This window comes from Photobacterium sagamiensis (genome assembly GCF_050337085.1).
Classification (GTDB): Bacteria; Pseudomonadota; Gammaproteobacteria; order Enterobacterales; family Vibrionaceae; genus Photobacterium; species Photobacterium sagamiensis.
The window spans coordinates 1-15,701 of sequence record NZ_JAKJSP010000022.1 but is presented as its reverse complement, the minus strand read 5'-3'; the positions used below and the strand labels follow the sequence as shown (position 1 = coordinate 15,701).

Annotated in this window: 13 protein-coding genes and 2 tRNA genes; 4 read left to right on the top strand and 11 right to left on the bottom strand. The window is 49.1% G+C overall.

What is annotated here, in order from left to right; genetic code table 11:
* Nucleotides 1–19 precede the first annotated feature (19 nt).
* Both L4D76_RS10880 and L4D76_RS10875 read left to right on the top strand, forming a co-directional pair.
* Entirely contained in the window at nucleotides 20–943 is a 924-nt protein-coding gene (locus L4D76_RS10880) for an ABC transporter ATP-binding protein (RefSeq protein ID WP_428440926.1), read from the top strand.
* A complete protein-coding gene (locus L4D76_RS10875) occupies nucleotides 940–1,710 on the top strand; it encodes an ABC transporter permease (RefSeq protein ID WP_428440925.1) in 771 nt (256 codons plus the stop codon). Before L4D76_RS10880 ends, L4D76_RS10875 begins: the two co-directional genes overlap by 4 nt.
* A 212-nt stretch (nucleotides 1,711–1,922) precedes the next feature.
* On the opposite strand, the gene panC is transcribed toward L4D76_RS10875, so the two are convergent.
* The 8 genes from panC to thpR all read right to left on the bottom strand — a co-directional run bounded on the left by panC (nucleotide 1,923) and on the right by thpR (nucleotide 8,618).
* Complete coding sequence (gene panC / locus L4D76_RS10870; RefSeq protein WP_428440924.1) at nucleotides 1,923–2,798, bottom strand: pantoate--beta-alanine ligase; 876 nt, start codon at nucleotides 2,796–2,798, stop codon at nucleotides 1,923–1,925.
* Nucleotides 2,799–2,808: 10 nt separating this feature from the next.
* The gene (gene panB / locus L4D76_RS10865; RefSeq protein ID WP_428440923.1) at nucleotides 2,809–3,603 is read right to left on the bottom strand and encodes a 3-methyl-2-oxobutanoate hydroxymethyltransferase; all 795 of its coding nucleotides are present in this window, start codon (nucleotides 3,601–3,603) and stop codon (nucleotides 2,809–2,811) included.
* A gap of 27 nt (nucleotides 3,604–3,630) precedes the next feature.
* A complete protein-coding gene (gene folK, locus L4D76_RS10860) occupies nucleotides 3,631–4,116 on the bottom strand; it encodes a 2-amino-4-hydroxy-6-hydroxymethyldihydropteridine diphosphokinase (protein WP_428440922.1) in 486 nt (161 codons plus the stop codon).
* Complete coding sequence (pcnB, locus tag L4D76_RS10855) at nucleotides 4,113–5,573, bottom strand: polynucleotide adenylyltransferase PcnB (protein ID WP_428440921.1); 1,461 nt, start codon at nucleotides 5,571–5,573, stop codon at nucleotides 4,113–4,115. The genes folK and pcnB overlap by 4 nt, the downstream gene beginning before the upstream one ends.
* 55 nt (nucleotides 5,574–5,628) lie before the next feature.
* A complete protein-coding gene (gluQRS, locus tag L4D76_RS10850; RefSeq protein WP_428441034.1) occupies nucleotides 5,629–6,501 on the bottom strand; it encodes a tRNA glutamyl-Q(34) synthetase GluQRS in 873 nt (290 codons plus the stop codon).
* 255 nt (nucleotides 6,502–6,756) lie between these two features.
* A complete protein-coding gene (gene dksA / locus L4D76_RS10845; RefSeq protein WP_428440920.1) occupies nucleotides 6,757–7,206 on the bottom strand; it encodes an RNA polymerase-binding protein DksA in 450 nt (149 codons plus the stop codon).
* Between the two features lie 129 nt (nucleotides 7,207–7,335).
* The gene (gene sfsA / locus L4D76_RS10840; protein ID WP_428440919.1) at nucleotides 7,336–8,046 is read right to left on the bottom strand and encodes a DNA/RNA nuclease SfsA; all 711 of its coding nucleotides are present in this window, start codon (nucleotides 8,044–8,046) and stop codon (nucleotides 7,336–7,338) included.
* Nucleotides 8,043–8,618 carry an RNA 2',3'-cyclic phosphodiesterase gene (thpR, locus tag L4D76_RS10835; RefSeq protein WP_428440918.1) on the bottom strand — a complete coding sequence of 192 codons (576 nt, stop codon included), beginning with the start codon at nucleotides 8,616–8,618 and terminating at the stop codon, nucleotides 8,043–8,045. The genes sfsA and thpR overlap by 4 nt, the downstream gene beginning before the upstream one ends.
* Nucleotides 8,619–8,680: 62 nt before the next feature.
* Here thpR and hrpB point away from each other — a divergent pair, with 62 nt between their 5' ends.
* Nucleotides 8,681–11,185, top strand: a complete 2,505-nt coding sequence (gene hrpB, locus L4D76_RS10830; RefSeq protein WP_428440917.1) for an ATP-dependent helicase HrpB — start codon at nucleotides 8,681–8,683, stop codon at nucleotides 11,183–11,185.
* A gap of 56 nt (nucleotides 11,186–11,241) precedes the next feature.
* On the top strand, nucleotides 11,242–13,686 hold the full coding sequence (mrcB, locus tag L4D76_RS10825) for a penicillin-binding protein 1B (protein WP_428440916.1): 2,445 nt from the start codon (nucleotides 11,242–11,244) through the stop codon (nucleotides 13,684–13,686).
* A 70-nt stretch (nucleotides 13,687–13,756) separates the two neighbouring features.
* Here the strand turns inward: mrcB and L4D76_RS10820 are convergent, their stop codons facing one another.
* The 3 genes from L4D76_RS10820 to L4D76_RS10810 all read right to left on the bottom strand — a co-directional run bounded on the left by L4D76_RS10820 (nucleotide 13,757) and on the right by L4D76_RS10810 (nucleotide 15,601).
* On the bottom strand, nucleotides 13,757–15,013 hold the full coding sequence (locus L4D76_RS10820; protein ID WP_428440915.1) for a cyclic di-GMP phosphodiesterase: 1,257 nt from the start codon (nucleotides 15,011–15,013) through the stop codon (nucleotides 13,757–13,759).
* 394 nt (nucleotides 15,014–15,407) lie between these two features.
* Nucleotides 15,408–15,483: transfer RNA gene (locus L4D76_RS10815), tRNA-Thr, on the bottom strand.
* Nucleotides 15,484–15,525: 42 nt separating this feature from the next.
* Nucleotides 15,526–15,601 (bottom strand) — tRNA-Asn (locus L4D76_RS10810).
* Between the last annotated feature and the right edge of the window lie 100 nt (nucleotides 15,602–15,701).

The following is a 15,701-nucleotide window of genomic DNA, read 5'->3' as shown; positions in this document are numbered from 1 at the left end:
AACATCTATGTTGCATTTTATGAACGCATTAGAAATTTCAAGTTTAAGTAAAACCTATAAAGGCGGCGTTAATGCGCTGAAAAATATGAGTTTATCTGTCGGGCAGGGTGATTTTTTTGCGCTGCTAGGCCCTAATGGTGCCGGTAAGTCGACCACAATAGGAATAATAAGTTCGTTAGTTAACAAGACATCAGGCAGTGTGAAGGTCTTTGGCTATGATCTGGATACCCAGTTGGTTGAAGCAAAAAATCAGCTGGGTCTGGTGCCGCAGGAGTTTAACTTCAATCCGTTTGAAACGGTGGAGCAGATTGTGGTTAACCAGGCCGGTTATTACGGTGTTGAAAAATCATTAGCCAGGGAGCGGGCTAAAAAGTATCTGTCACAACTTGATTTATGGGGCAAGCGCCATGAGCGGGCGCGTAACCTGTCGGGGGGAATGAAGCGCCGGTTAATGATTGCCCGTGCATTAATGCATGAACCGAAGCTATTGATCCTGGATGAGCCAACCGCCGGGGTTGATATTGAATTACGTCGTTCAATGTGGACATTCCTGCGAGAGATCAACCGTCAGGGGGTGACCATTATTCTGACCACTCACTATCTTGAAGAAGCGGAAATGTTATGCCGCAATATTGGCATTATTAATCATGGTGAGCTGATTGAACATACCACCATGAAAGATCTGCTCGGCAAACTGGAAGTGGAAACCTTCATTCTGGATATTCAACTCAATGGCCATAAACCACAGCTTGATGTGGTGAACTGGAAAATGCCGGATAACCACACCCTGGAGATCGATATTCATAAAGGGGCCGGATTGAATCAGGTGTTTGCCCAATTAACAGCACAAGGCATTGACGTGGTTTCAATGCGTAATAAGGCCAACCGGCTGGAAGAGTTGTTTGTCACTCTGGTGGCTCAAAGTAAAGGAGAGCGATCATGAGGCAGCAGTACTGGATTGCTTTTCAAAGTCTGATCACCAAAGAAGTACACCGTTTTACCCGCATCTGGGTGCAGACACTGGTGCCGCCAGCGATCACGATGACGCTGTATTTCATTATCTTTGGTAACTTGATCGGGAGCCGTATCGGTGAGATGAATGGCTTCAGCTATATGGAATACATCGTACCTGGCCTGATCATGATGTCGGTGATCACTAACTCGTATTCGAATGTGGCCTCATCATTCTTCAGTGCCAAGTTTCAACATAATATTGAAGAGCTGTTAGTTGCCCCAGTGCCGAATTACGTCATTATTGCCGGTTACATTGGTGGCGGAGTACTGCGTGGTTTGATCGTCGGCTTTATCGTGACGGTCGTTTCACTGCTGTTTGTCGATCTGAATATTGCTCACTTTGGGGTGATTGTCGCGACGGTGCTGATGACGTCGATTGTGTTTGCGCTGGGCGGGCTGATCAATGCTGTGTTCGCCCAAACATTTGATGATATAAGCATTATTCCGACCTTTGTGCTAACGCCACTGACCTATCTCGGCGGGGTGTTTTATTCGATCAGCCTGTTGCCGGAATTCTGGCAGGGGGTATCGAAGCTCAACCCGATAGTTTATATGGTTAATGCATTCCGTTATGGTTTCTTAGGGGTGTCTGATGTCGGGATCGGCACATCGTTTGCTGTATTAACCGTCTTCATCGCGCTTTTATATGGTTTTGCTCATTATCTGATATCACGCGGTATCGGCCTCCGCTCGTAGTAACTATTCATCTCATTGCTATTTCGCCCAATACCGGCATCGAAAGTGCTCATTTATAGTTATAAACTCTGCGCTTTCTCTTTGCTCTTGAACGAAATAGCTTAGAGCTGAACAGCTACATGGGAAGGGGGAGGAAAAGTCTATTCGGTGCGATCAAAAAAGGCCCTGCTCATCGAGCAGGGCCTTTTTGCTAATCAGAACCAGCTAGCTGGTTACTCTGCAGCTGCCGGTTGCGGCGGCGTCAGATCGACAACCTGGTTATCAATCAAACGAGCCTTACCCAGAATCGCTGACATCAGGATCACCGCCTGCTGAGTTTCCTCGGTGATAGCTTGCAGGTTTACGGCATCACGGATATAGCTTTCATCAGGTTGCAGGCCTCCTGCACGCAACTGATCATTGGCATCAACGATAAGCTCTGCATAATCGGTACGGCCACCGCGCATCTGGCTGCTGATCCAGCGCATGGTACGGGCGAGTACCGGCGCGCGTTGACGTTCGTCAACGGTCAGGTAACCATTGCGAGAGCTCATTGCCAGGCCATCCATTTCACGCACCGTCGGTACACCGATAACCTCAATGTCCATCGCCATATCTGTCACCATCTGGCGGATAAGGGCCAGTTGTTGAAAGTCTTTTTCGCCAAAACAGGCGACGTCTGGCTGAACGATGTTAAACAGCTTGGTCACGACAGTGGCAACACCGCGGAAATGACCGGGGCGCAATGCGCCTTCAAGTAATTGCGATAAGCCGGGTACATCAACGAAGGTCTGGCTATCTAATCCTTGTGGATACATGATCTCTGGCGTTGGTGTAAATATCAGCTCGACACCTTCACCGTTCAGTTTCGCCAGATCATCTTCCAGGGTACGGGGGTAGTTATTCAGATCATCAGCTTTGTCAAACTGCATCGGGTTAACAAAAATACTGACAACAACGACATCCGCGTGCTCACGGGCTTTACGCACCAGAGTCAGGTGACCGTCATGAAGATTGCCCATGGTTGGAACGAAAGCGATACGACGGCCTTCACGACGCCATAAGCGGATCTGCTCTCTGAGCGGGGCGATCTCGGCGAATGTTTGCATCTTTTATTCCTTACTCAAAGGTGTGCTCTTGGCCTGGGAAAACCCCGGCCTCAACGTCTTCTCGGTATTTAGTCACTGCGGTACGCATGTCACCGGTTTCGGCCAGGTAGTTTTTTGAAAAACGCGGCATGTAATTAGCTGAAATGCCAAACATATCGTGCATAACCAGGATCTGGCCATCGGTAACATTACCGGCACCGATACCAATCACCGGCACTTCTACCGCTTTGGTGATGCGTTCTGCCAGGCTCGCAGGAACACATTCCAGTAAAATGATTTGTGCTCCGGCATTTTTCAACAGGATAGCATCTTTTACCATTTGCTCAGCGTGGTCGGAGTCACGACCTTGCACTTTATAACCGCCAAAAATATTGACTGATTGTGGAGTCAGGCCCAAGTGGGCACAAACCGGCACGGCACGTTCAGTTAATTTGGTAACGGTTTCGGCCAACCAGGATCCGCCTTCCAGCTTGACCATGTTGGCACCCGCACGCATCAGCTCAGCGGCGCTTTCACAAGCTTGCTCAGGGGTGCTGTAGCTCATAAATGGCATATCAGCCATCAGTAATGAGTTCGGGCTGCCAGCACGTACACAGCGGGTGTGGTAGGCGATATCTTCTACACTGACAGGCAAAGTGTCAGGTTTACCTTGCAGTACCATTCCTAAAGAATCACCAACCAGTAAAACCGGAACTTCCTGCTGCTCAAATAACTGAGCAAAACTTGCGTCATAGGCTGTTACAGACGCGAACTTACGACCTTCTTGCTTCCATTTCATCAGGTCGTTGATTGTTATCTTTTTCATAGTTTCTCCCTCACCCTGAACAATGGTTTACGATTGCCAAATGGCTAAGCCATTGCGGTCTACCTGAGCTAACAGTTGTTGCAATGTTGTGTTGTCAGGCAGAATCAAATCAGGGGTAATTTCGGCAAGAGGATAAAGTACGAATTCACGTACTTTCATTCCATAGTGTGGAACGGTCAGACGTTCACAGTGATGCACTAGATCGCCATATAAAATAATGTCGAGATCCAGAGTCCTTGGCCCCCAGCGTTCATCTTTGCGGACACGGCCGTGCTCAAGTTCGATGGCCTGAGTTTTATCCAGTAAGTTCAGCGGGGATAATGACGTGTCAATGGCGACCACGGCATTGATGTAATCCGGTTGATTCTGCGGTCCCATCGGGGTGCTGCTGTAGAGTGAAGAAACAGCAACAACCTCAATGTCCGGGATCTGTTTCAGCGCCGTGATAGCGCTGTTGGCCTGGGCGACAGGATCACCCAGGTTACTGCCTATGGCAATATAAGCTCGAATCATGATGATGACTTAGCTTGTGGTTTCTTGCGCTGCTGCGGACGACGGCGGCGAGGACGACGACTGCCGCTACCCTCATTAACTTGCTGCACCATCTTGTTGCATTGTGCGCGTTCAGCATTCTGGAATTCATTCCACCAGCTGGCCAGCGCCGCAATATCATCGCCTTCAAACTGTCCGCGCATTTCCAGGAAATCATAGGATGCACGGAATTTAGGGTGCTCCAAGGTTTTGAAAGCACGCTTGCCGGTACGGCGGTTGAAGCGAAGTTGCTGCTGCCAGATATCACGGATAGTGGTGGTGTGGCGGCGTGGGATCGCAATACTCCGGACCTGCTCATCCAAAATATCGTTTGCAGCTACCATAAAGGCATCGTAGAAGGCTAAGCCACTGGCAAATGAAATTTCTTCAGCTCGGGTCGTTAGCGGATACCACAGCATGGCGGCATACATAAACGCAGGGTTAACCCGCTGATCATTGGCAATACGCGCATCAGTAGCGGCCAGAATGTGTTCAATCATCTGTTCTGTCTGGCTGCTGTGATCTTCTGTGAAGTGATCAGTGAGGATCGGGAACAGCTGCTGGAACAGGTTGTGCTGGCGTAGTAACTTGTATGTTTCCAGCCCCTGGCCGGCTTGCAATAGTTTAAGGCTTTCCTCAAACAAGCGAGCAGAAGGGATATCACGTAACAATGGCGCAAGCTGCTCAATCGGCGCCGCAGTTGTGGCGTCAATGTCCATATCCAGTTTCGCGGCAAAGCGAACGGCCCGCAGCATACGGACGGGATCTTCACGGTAACGGGTTTCAGGGTCGCCCATCAGGCGAATGATACGATTGTTCAGATCATGGATCCCGTCGGCGTAGTCGCGTACGGTGAAATCTTTGATGCTGTAGTACAGGGCATTTATCGTGAAGTCGCGACGTTCGGCATCTTCATCAATGGTGCCGTAGACATTATCACGCAGCAGCATGCCTTCCTGACTTTGTGAGGAAATCTGCTGCTTGCTTTTGGCATCTTGTTTATCTTTGACGTCGGGTTTAGCTTTGACGTCAGGTTTACTTTGGGGATCGGAGTGGTGTCCACGGAAGGTGGCAACTTCAATCACATCACGGCCAAACAGAATATGCGCCAGACGGAAGCGACGACCAATCAAACGGCAGTTCCGAAACAGATGTTTAATCTCTTCCGGCGTGGCGTTGGTCGCGATATCAAAATCTTTCGGCTGTTTGTTTAGTAAAATATCACGTACGCCTCCCCCGACAAGGTAGGCGTCAAACCCCGCTTTATTCAGGCGATAAAGTACCTTCAGCGCATTTTCGCTGATAGCGTTACGGGAAATGCCATGCTCTTGGCGTTGAAAAATTTGCAAGGTTGGTTCCTCATTGACGCGCGTACTACTGTCGCGATTCAATACTTTACGGCAAAAGCTGGCTACTCGATTAAAGATAATACACCCCATTTTCGTGCATCTGGTTCAACAAACAGCCGCATATGATATATCACGGCGAGCCATTTTAGAATGCTAGTGTGATCGCAGTGGCCTGAGGCAGGTTATCAATACCCCAGTTATTAACGCCCCACTGCAAAATTTCAGTCATGCTGGCATTGATTAAATCAGCCGGTGGAGCCATACCCAAAAAGGTCATGGCATTTATTAAAGCCGGTTTGGGGTGGTCTTTATCAATGGCCGGTGCATGGTTCTGTTTGGATAACTTATTCCCATTGTCGGTCACGGCAAGGGGTAAATGCAGATAACTGACTTCAGGTTGCTTTAACTGGCGATACAGGCTGATTTGACGCCCGGTCGGTTCAATCAAGTCAGCACCACGAACCACTTCGGTCACACCTTGTTCAATATCGTCAAGTACGACGGCTAAGTTGTACGCATAGAGGCCGTCACGACGACGGATAATGAAATCTTCCTGCGCCAGTGCTGCCGGGATCTCGATGCGGCCATGTAATTGATCAATAAAGTGAGTGATCGGTGTGTCAACTTTAAGTCGAACCGAGCAATGGGTTGCGAGGTAGTTGAGTTCGCGACAAGTACCTGGATATAAGCCACTGGCAAGTTTAATTTGTTTACGGGTACATTGACAGTAGTAAGCGGTGTGATCACTTAACCAGGCATCAATTTGTGCCTGATAAGCGTCGTGACGCAGGCTTTGATACATCACTTCGCCATCCCAGGTTAAGCCATAAGCTTCTAACGTACGCAGGATATCGTCTGCCGCACCGGGTATTTCCCGGGGAGGGTCAAGATCTTCAATGCGTACCAGCCATTGCCCGTGTTGTGAGCGGGCTTGTAAATAGCTGCCTAAAGCGGCAATCAGGGAGCCGAAATGCAGTGGCCCTGACGGCGAGGGAGCAAAACGGCCAACGTAGCGAATGTCAGTGTTCATAAACAAATAAAAATTGTCACTCTTCACGCCTGATGATTTCGCTCAAGATGGAGGGCGAAACCGAAATGGACGCAACAGTCGTGGAAATTGGCTGAGTAACATTAATCGTATTAATTAACTACTTAACTTTCAGCTGTTTAATACGATTGATGTGAGTTTTATAAAACTAACTTGCCGCGGTATAAATGAAAGAAGGAGCTTTCGCTCCTTCTTAAAGTCAGTCGCCGAATAATACCTGAGGTATTAGCCTGCCATCTGCTTTTCTTTGATTTCTGCAAGTGTTTTACAGTCGATACACAGATCGGCGGTTGGTCGCGCTTCTAAGCGACGAATACCGATCTCAACACCGCATGAATCACAGAAACCGAAGTCATCGTCTTCAATACGCTGAAGCGTTTTTTCAATCTTCTTGATCAGCTTACGCTCACGGTCACGGTTGCGTAGCTCTAAGCTAAACTCTTCTTCCTGTGCGGCGCGGTCTACTGGATCCGGGAAGTTCGCGGCCTCATCCTGCATATGGTTAACAGTACGATCAACTTCTTCACGAAGCTGGTTACGCCAGGCATCAAGAATTTTACGGAAGTGCTCTAGCTGAGCTTCACCCATATATTCTTCGCCGGCTTTTTCCTGATACGGCTCAACCCCAGCAATAGCCAGGATGCCTAGCGATTTTTTAACGTTGCTCTCTGGCATATAGCATCTCCTAATATACCTAATAACCGTCACTGGTTAATTTTGGGCGGTATCTATAGCAGAAAGGGTCATGTGTGGCAATTGCTGTATATATTCAATTTTACACCAATGTGAAGAATGCATCATTTTTCAGCTTTGTCGGTGAAAATCTATACAGTCAGTTAATATGAGCTCATCCTGGCTTAGTGTCGCTTTATAACAGATGATCTCAACGCCGGCCTGTTCTGCCTGTTTGATTAAATCATAATAGTCCGGGTCTATATGGTGTGCCGCAGCGATATTTTCAATCCCTGAATGCAAAATAGCGAAAAAAAGCACTGCACGCTGACCATTTAGGGCTACTTCGGCCAATTCTCTCAGGTGTTTCTGACCCCGGGTGGTCACAGAGTCGGGGAAATACCCCCGGCCATTGTCTAATAAAGTGACACTTTTTACTTCAATGTAGCAAACGGGTTTATCTTCAGCTTCTAATAGAATATCTATCCTGCTGTTTTCGCTACCATACTTGACTTCCGTTCGGAGTGATAAATAACCTTGTAATTCTGTGATGATATTCCTGTTTATCGCCTCTTCCACCAGGCGGTTGGCTCGCGCAGTATTCACACATATCCAATGACCGGCTTTAGTCTCGGTTAATTCCCAGCTATGGGGGTATTTTCGTTTAGGGTTATCGGATGTTGAGTACCACACCGTGCTGCCTGGCTCGGCACAACCTGTCATGGCACCGGTATTAGCACAATGGATAGTACAGATTTCTCCGCCAGGCAACTCTATATCGGCCAGAAAGCGTTTATATCGCTTGATAAGCGTAGCGGATTGTAACGGAGGAGCAAACTTCATTTGGATTCCTTGTCAGGTTGCGATAGCGGCCATTGTTGAAGGCAGCGGTAACGTACACCCGAGCCATGAGGCGTCTGTATAGCTTCAGAGATATACAGACCAAAGTGTCGAAAATCAAAGTTTAAATCTGGGGGCTCGGGCAATGACAGCGGTGGGTGGCGGACCTGTTTTTTCAGTGTGATATGGGGACGATATGGCCTCTCCTCCTGTTTCAGGCCGGTTTCGATAGCCAGTTGCTTTAGCTCTGCAGCCAATGTTAACAAGGGGGAGGGCAGATTTTCACTGTCCAGCCAGATAATTTTATTGCGTTTTCGGTAAGTGAGCTGAGAGTAGCTGACAGAAAATGCCGGAATAGACGTGAGTTCGCCGGTGCTGTTGATCAGGGTTTGTTTCTGCTCTGCCGTGACGGATCCGAGAAAGGCTAGCGTGATGTGTAGATTGCGTTCCGGAACGGTCCGTCCATCACACTGAAGATCATGCTTTAACTGGCAAAGCTGACGAAAACTGGATTGGTTGACACCGTTATGGTGTAAATCTAATGCGAAAAATAGCCGTTCAGTAATGTCACTCATTTGGCCCCGATATCTTGTACAATGGCTTCAGTCTCATTTGATCATGACACAAGGTTTTAACATTGTCACAGCTGCCTATTGATGCCGTACTCTCATCACTGCTCAATGAACTTGAGACCCGCTCTCAATTGATCCTTAAAGCCCCACCGGGTGCGGGTAAATCAACCCGTCTGCCATTGGTTTTACTGCAAAACCGATGTTTCAGCGGCCGTATTGTGATGCTTGAACCGCGCCGTCTGGCTGCCAGAAATATTGCCGGTTATCTGGCCTCGCTGCTGGGGGAACGGATTGGCCAGACGGTGGGTTTACGTGTTCGGGGCGAAACCAAAATCAGTAAAGAAACCCGGCTGGAGATAGTGACAGAAGGGGTGATGACCCGAATGTTGCAGCAAGATCCTGAACTGGAAGGCATTGATCTGCTTATTTTTGATGAGTTTCATGAGCGCAGTGTCCATGCTGATACAGCCCTCGCTTTAGCACTGGAAGTACAAGAAGCGTTGCGTGATGATTTGAAGCTGCTGGTGATGTCGGCAACCTTAGATGCCGATGCGCTGATCGGGTTACTGCCAGATGCTGGTTATATCGAATCGGAAGGCCGGTGTTTTCCGGTTGAGTATCGCTATAAGACGCTCAATGACAGCTATCAGCAGTCTGATGCTTTTGCCTTTGTAAATAGTTGTGCCCGCGAAATCCTTAAGCTGCTTGATAGTGAATCTGGCTCGATGCTGGTGTTTTTACCCGGAGCCGGTGAGATTAAACGGTTGGCTGAGCGGCTGACTGACAGGGTTGGTGCGAATATTATGGTCAGTCCGCTGTACGGCCAGCTTAATATCAGCCAGCAGCAGCAAGCGATAGCCCCGCCACCGGCAGGCCTGAGAAAAGTCGTCCTGGCAACCAATATTGCTGAAACCAGCTTAACCATTGAAGGTATTCGGCTGGTGGTGGATTGCGGTTTAGAGCGTATTGCCCAATGGGACCCTAAAACCGGGATCAGCCGGCTAGAGCAGGTGCGTATTGCCCAGTCTTCCGCCGAGCAGCGTGCCGGGCGTGCGGGGCGTCTTGAACCGGGTATTTGCCTGCGCCTTTACAGCGAAGAGATGTTATCCCGCCAGCCCGCTACCCCGCAGCCTGAAATCTTACGGGCTGACTTAACGTCGTTAGCGATGGAGCTGGCACAGTGGGGATGCCAGGATGCCGGTGACTTATGCTGGTTAGATCTGCCGCCAGCCCAGGCTCTGGCGCAATCTCGCCGTTTATTGCAGCAGCTTGGTGCAATGGATGAACGCTGCCAGCTGACGGAAACGGGCCTGCAGATCCAATCGTTAGGGGCTGATCCGCGCCATGCTGCGATGCTGGTGATGGCGAAGCCGCAGGGTAGTGCCGCGATGTCTACAGCCGCGATGCTGGTGGCATTGCTGGAAGATCCGCCACGAGGCATGGCCAGTCCGGATCTGCATTTTCAGTTGAATTTACTGGAGAGCGGTAAATTGCCACGCTCCGGACAGTATCAACAACGGGCTCGGCAACATTTAACCAAACTCATCAAATCAGGCCCATTAACCGTTCGTCTGCCTTCTTCACTGGTTGTTGATGCAGACTGGATCGCGCCATTGATGGCGGCAGGGTATCCGGATCGTATCGCGCGATCCCGCGGTCGTGACGGACGTTATCAGCTGGCAAATGGACAGGGGGCAATGTTGCCTGCCGATGAGCCAATGGCCGCAGAAATGATGCTGGTGGTGGCGGATGTGGTGAAAACCCGTCAGGGTGACAGCCGGATCTTTTCAGCGGTAGCCGCGGATAGCGACCGTTTACAAGCGATATTGCCGCATTTATTTACCGAGCGGGAGTGGCTGGACTGGGATGATAAAAAAGGCCGTTTAACGGCGGAAAAGCATCTCTGCTGTGGCAAACTCATTCTGCAGCGGACGTTGCTGGCAGAGCCGGATCCGGCTAAAGCCAGCGAAGCCTTACTTAATGCGATTGTGCGCAAAGGGCTGACTGCATTGCCATGGAATAGCAAAGCAGAAAGTCTTCTGATTCGCGCCCGCTGTGCGACACAGTGGCTTCCTGAGCTGGCTTTACCTGCAATGGATGAAGTAACGTTGTTAGCAGAAGCTGAGCAGTGGTTGCTGCCATTTATGACGGGTATGACAACCCTCAAGGCGGTCGCCAGGCTGGATCTGTGTGCGGCGTTAGAAGCACGTTTAGGCTGGCAGCAAGTTAAAGCCTTAGAAGCGGCATTGCCTACCCATTACCAGGTACCCACCGGCTCTCGCTATCCGATCCGTTACCTCGCCGGACAACCACCAGTACTGGCGGTACGAATGCAGGAGATGTTCGGAGAAAAAACCTCGCCTCAGATTGCCAATGGACGTATCGCTTTAGTGCTTGAACTGCTGTCACCCGCGCAACGGCCGCTACAAATCACTCAGGATTTGGCCGCCTTCTGGTCAGGATCGTACCGCGATGTGCAAAAAGAGATGAAAGGGCGTTACCCTAAGCATGTATGGCCGGATGATCCGGCACACCATGAGCCGACGCGAAAAACGAAAAAATATTTATAACGTTAAGTGCTTATGAGCTATTGCTATTTTTTGGGATTCACCATAGTTGACTAATTATGATTAAGTTGCCTCTATACCTTGCAGTGTCTGGAGCAAAACAGGCAGGGCCAAAAACGCCGGTGCCGAAAAAGCCCGCTACAACGCGGCGCAAATCACCGGCTAAAACGCCAGCCAAGAAACGGGCGGCGAAAACAACGCGTTCGAAGAAAAAAACGACGACTAAGAAACGACCGCAAAAGCCGGGTTGGCTGAAGTGGCTGGCAGGCTTTTGTCTGAAAGTGACGATTGCGGTTATCGCCGTACTGGTGGTGATTGGGATCTACCTTGATATGATCGTTCGCGATAAGTTTGACGGTCAGTTATGGAATTTACCCGCAGTGGTCTATGGCCGGGTACTGACGTTGCAACCGGGTCAGGCCATTACGTTAGAAGAGGTCAGGCGCGAGCTGGATCTGCTGCAATACCATAAAGTCAGAAATCCGCAACGGATTGGGGAATACTCATCATCTTCCACCCGGATTGAATTGATCCGGCGCCCGTTTGAATTTGACGATGGCCATGAAGGCCAGCGCCATGTGATGCTGACATTTGATCAGGGCGGGCTGAAAAGTATTCACCAGGCCGGCAGTCAGAAGCAGCTCGGTTATGTTCGCATTGAGCCGAAAATGCTCGGTATGCTGGCTTCTTCCAGTGATGAACAGCGACTCTTTTTACCCCGCGAGCAATTTCCTGAAATACTGGTCGATGCGTTATTAGTGACGGAAGATCGGGATTTCTATCATCATGAAGGGGTCTCTCCGCTGGCGATCGGGCGGGCTTTATTCGCTAACCTGAAAGCCGGACGTACCGTACAAGGGGGGAGTACCCTGACTCAGCAGCTCGCTAAAAACCTGTTTCTGACCCGGGAAAGAAGCTTATGGCGCAAGCTGCGCGAAGCCGGTATCGCGCTGATCATTGACTATCGCTACAGTAAAGATCGGGTGTTGGAAGCTTACCTGAATGAAATTTATCTCGGTCAGGCCGGGGCGAAGGAAGTCCATGGTTTTGCACTGGGGGCACGGCTGTACTTTGGCCGTCCAATTCAGGAATTGCGGATTGATCAGCAAGCCTTGCTGGTGGGGCTGATCAAAGGGCCGTCATACTATAATCCATGGCGTAACCCGGAGCGTGCTCGTCAGCGCCGTGATCTGGTACTGCGTCTGATGATGGATAACGGTATTTTAAACGGAACCCAATATGAGCAAGCCGCTTCTCGTCCGTTAGATCTGCAGGCGAAGCCAATGATTGCGACGCGTCAGCCTGCATATTTTCAGCAGTTACAGCGTGAACTGAAACAGAAAGTGGGCGATAAATTTACCCCTGGGGTTGGTTTGCGTATCTTCAGCACTTTAGATCCGCTGTCTCAGCAAGAAGCAGAAAAAACGGTGGCAGCAATGATACCGCAGCTGAATAAAAAGGCCGGGGTCAAGGTGGAAACGGCACTGGTGGCGGTGGATCGCCTGTCTGGTGAAGTGCGCGCGATGATCGGTGGCAGCCGGCCGGGTTATGCGGGTTTTAACCGTGCGCTCGATGCCAGTCGCCAGATTGGTTCACTGGTGAAGCCAGCGGTCTATTTAGCGGCCTTACGCCAGCCGGAGCGCTTTTCGCTGGCAAGTACCATCGATGATAAGCCGATCATGTTAAAAGGCAGCAAAGGCACGCAATGGAAGCCGCGAAACTATGATCGTAAGTTCCGTGGTGAGGTGCCGCTGTATTATGCATTAGCTAAATCACTCAACGTCCCGACCGTGAATCTCGGCCTGCAGGTGGGATTAGGCCAGGTGATTGAAACCATGACTCAGCTAGGCGTCGATCGTAATGAGATCCCGAAACTGCCATCAATATTGTTAGGGGCATTTACCTTAACCCCCTTTGAAGTTACCCAGATGTTTCAGACGATAACCAGTGGCGGTCGAAAAGCGCAGCTGACCGCGTTACGTGCCGTGGTCGATCTGCAGGGTAATTTACTTTATCAGGGCTACCCTAAAGCTGCCCAGGCGGTGCCAGAGCAAGCCGCATGGCTGACAACCTATGGCATGAAAAATGTCGTCAGTCAGGGGACAGCACGCTTTCTGCAACCTCAATTTGGCTGGGCAACACTGGCGGGTAAAACCGGAACGACCGATAAAGCCCGGGATAGCTGGTATGCGGGCGCGGATGGGCGTGAAGTGGTGACGGTCTGGGTTGGCCGCGATGATAACAAACCGGTCAATTTAACAGGCTCGGCTGGGGCATTGCGTTTGTATAGCCATTATTTACAGCGTCGCAGCCCCGAAGTATTACGTTTAGCCTGGCCGAAGAAAATTACGACAGTGAAGTATAACAGGCAGTCAAATGGGACGTTAGAGATGAACTGTGCAGGTCAGCAATCGCTGCCTGTATGGGATCAGCAAGCAAAGCTGAAAGAGCAGTGCCAAGGCAATAAGCCCGCAGCCGGGATAAAAGAGATGTTTAGTTGGTAAGTCATTAAGATATTAAAATAAAAGCCCCGCAAGGGGCTTTTTTATGTCGTCAGGATTATCCCTGTTAGTCTTAATCGTCCGGATCAAAATAGTAGGAAATACGCACGCGTGGATTTAAGTACGTATACACGTTTTCCGGCAGTTTGTTCGGTGCAATAGCCCGTTCAATTTTCAAATTACTCTCTTCCAAATCCAGAATGGGCGCTTCATTAGAAGGGACCGACGGATCGTAGATCAGGACATTGGGGTACAGCAGGCGATCAGAGTTAACCGAGATCACTAACCCCAATTGCTGATTTGATAATTGCACCACACTGCCTGGCGGGTATATCCCCATCAAGCGAACTAACAGTGCCAGATAGTCACTGTTGTACTGCGCCTTTTTATTTTTGAATAAGTATGACAATGCATTATTCGGAATACGTGTTGTGCTCGGATCCTGCGGGTGGCAGAGATTATCATAGGCATCTATCACCCCGATTAACTGGGCGGTTAAATCAATCTCGTTGCCCTTTAGTTGTTGCGGATAGCCGCTGCCATCAAGTAATTCATGGTGCTGGGATAAAATGTATTTTGCCCCTTGCGGAAAATTCTTCGCCAGATTTGCCAGATCCAGGCTGTATTTGGTATGAAGCTTGAGATAGTTTTCTTCTGGTGCCGTCAGTGGCGTTGTTTTACGAACAATAGCTGTCGGGACTTTTAATTTACCCATATCATGGAACAGGGCCCCCAGGGCTATCGTCTTGATCTCGTCGGCCGGTATACCACTCGATTTCGCTAACATCATCGACATGGTTGCGACATTAAGAGAGTGAAAGTAAATATCTTCACACTCTTTGTTATCGTTCATCAGATGCAGTGCGACGTTGTCAGACTCCATAAGGGCATCAACCATACCTTCAACCAGAAATTCAGCTTCCTTAATGGCGGTTAATGGCCGACTCTGGATTTTGCTGACGATAGCGCGCAATTGCGACATTGAGCGATCAAAATTCTTTTCACAACGATGGATCTTACGTTTGTAGTTTTTAAGGCGCTCAATCCGGCCTTGTTTTTCTTGCCATAATTTTTCCGCTTGCTTGTCTAAAAACTGACTTTCCTGCTCAGACATTGATTCGACAGGTGCATCAGGTTCAAGCGGAGTGGCATCACTTTTTTCCGGGAGCAGATAAACGTACTGAACGCCCAGATTTTTAATTAAGCGGATCTGCTGCTGATCTTTTATTTTGAAATGGTTCAGTAGAAAAGGGTGATCTGTCCATTGCAGTGGAAGTTTGACATATAAACCTTCGGTTAGTCGTTCCACGGATAGTTTTATGCTTGCCATTATTATTTCCAGCAACCTGTTCTTGTTATATGTGGTGACCCAAAGGGAGTCAGTCAGTGCACCGTGATTGTGTTGCAAGCTTATCCGCATAGAGAACCACGGATAAAGCATTTGCGGCTTATCCTGCACTGTTGAGAGGTTCTGAATTGTTCAGATAGTTATGTGCTCAGGCAGTATATCGCGATGACCAATCTATTTTCTTTATTTTGATGTCATTATCAATACTTAGTACAGAATAATTCTATCCTGAAAGACTAAATGATAAGCCATGGATGAAACTTGGCTCATGGTAACTTGCTAAAAAACAATAATATAAGCAATTATGGGGTGGTGAGGGAATAAGATTGTACCGGTAAAAAAAAAACCTCATCGAATGATGAGGTTTTCTTATAACTGGTGCCGACTACCGGAGTCGAACTGGTGACCTACTGATTACAAGTCAGTTGCTCTACCTACTGAGCTAAGTCGGCACACTAATTTTTTTGTCTTCAAGCTTACGCTTAAAGACGAATTGGCTCCCTTTGCTGGACTTGAACCAGCGACATACGGATTAACAGTCCGGCGTTCTACCAACTGAACTAAAAGGGAATTATTCCTAAGAGACGAGTAGAGAGTTTCGAGTTTCTAGAACTCGATTCTCGAACCTTTAATCTCGGCTCTTTTAATATAATCTCGGCTCTTTTAATAT

Coding starts and splice junctions, on each gene's coding strand:
- L4D76_RS10880 (WP_428440926.1), top strand. CDS start 20: ATGAACGCATTAGAAATTTCAAGTTTAAGTAAAACCTATAAAGGCGGC.
- L4D76_RS10875 (WP_428440925.1), top strand. CDS start 940: ATGAGGCAGCAGTACTGGATTGCTTTTCAAAGTCTGATCACCAAAGAA.
- panC (WP_428440924.1), bottom strand. CDS start 2,798: ATGCAAACATTCGCCGAGATCGCCCCGCTCAGAGAGCAGATCCGCTTA.
- panB (WP_428440923.1), bottom strand. CDS start 3,603: ATGAAAAAGATAACAATCAACGACCTGATGAAATGGAAGCAAGAAGGT.
- folK (WP_428440922.1), bottom strand. CDS start 4,116: ATGATTCGAGCTTATATTGCCATAGGCAGTAACCTGGGTGATCCTGTC.
- pcnB (WP_428440921.1), bottom strand. CDS start 5,573: ATGGGGTGTATTATCTTTAATCGAGTAGCCAGCTTTTGCCGTAAAGTA.
- dksA (WP_428440920.1), bottom strand. CDS start 7,206: ATGCCAGAGAGCAACGTTAAAAAATCGCTAGGCATCCTGGCTATTGCT.
- sfsA (WP_428440919.1), bottom strand. CDS start 8,046: ATGAAGTTTGCTCCTCCGTTACAATCCGCTACGCTTATCAAGCGATAT.
- thpR (WP_428440918.1), bottom strand. CDS start 8,618: ATGAGTGACATTACTGAACGGCTATTTTTCGCATTAGATTTACACCAT.
- mrcB (WP_428440916.1), top strand. CDS start 11,242: ATGATTAAGTTGCCTCTATACCTTGCAGTGTCTGGAGCAAAACAGGCA.
- L4D76_RS10820 (WP_428440915.1), bottom strand. CDS start 15,013: ATGGCAAGCATAAAACTATCCGTGGAACGACTAACCGAAGGTTTATAT.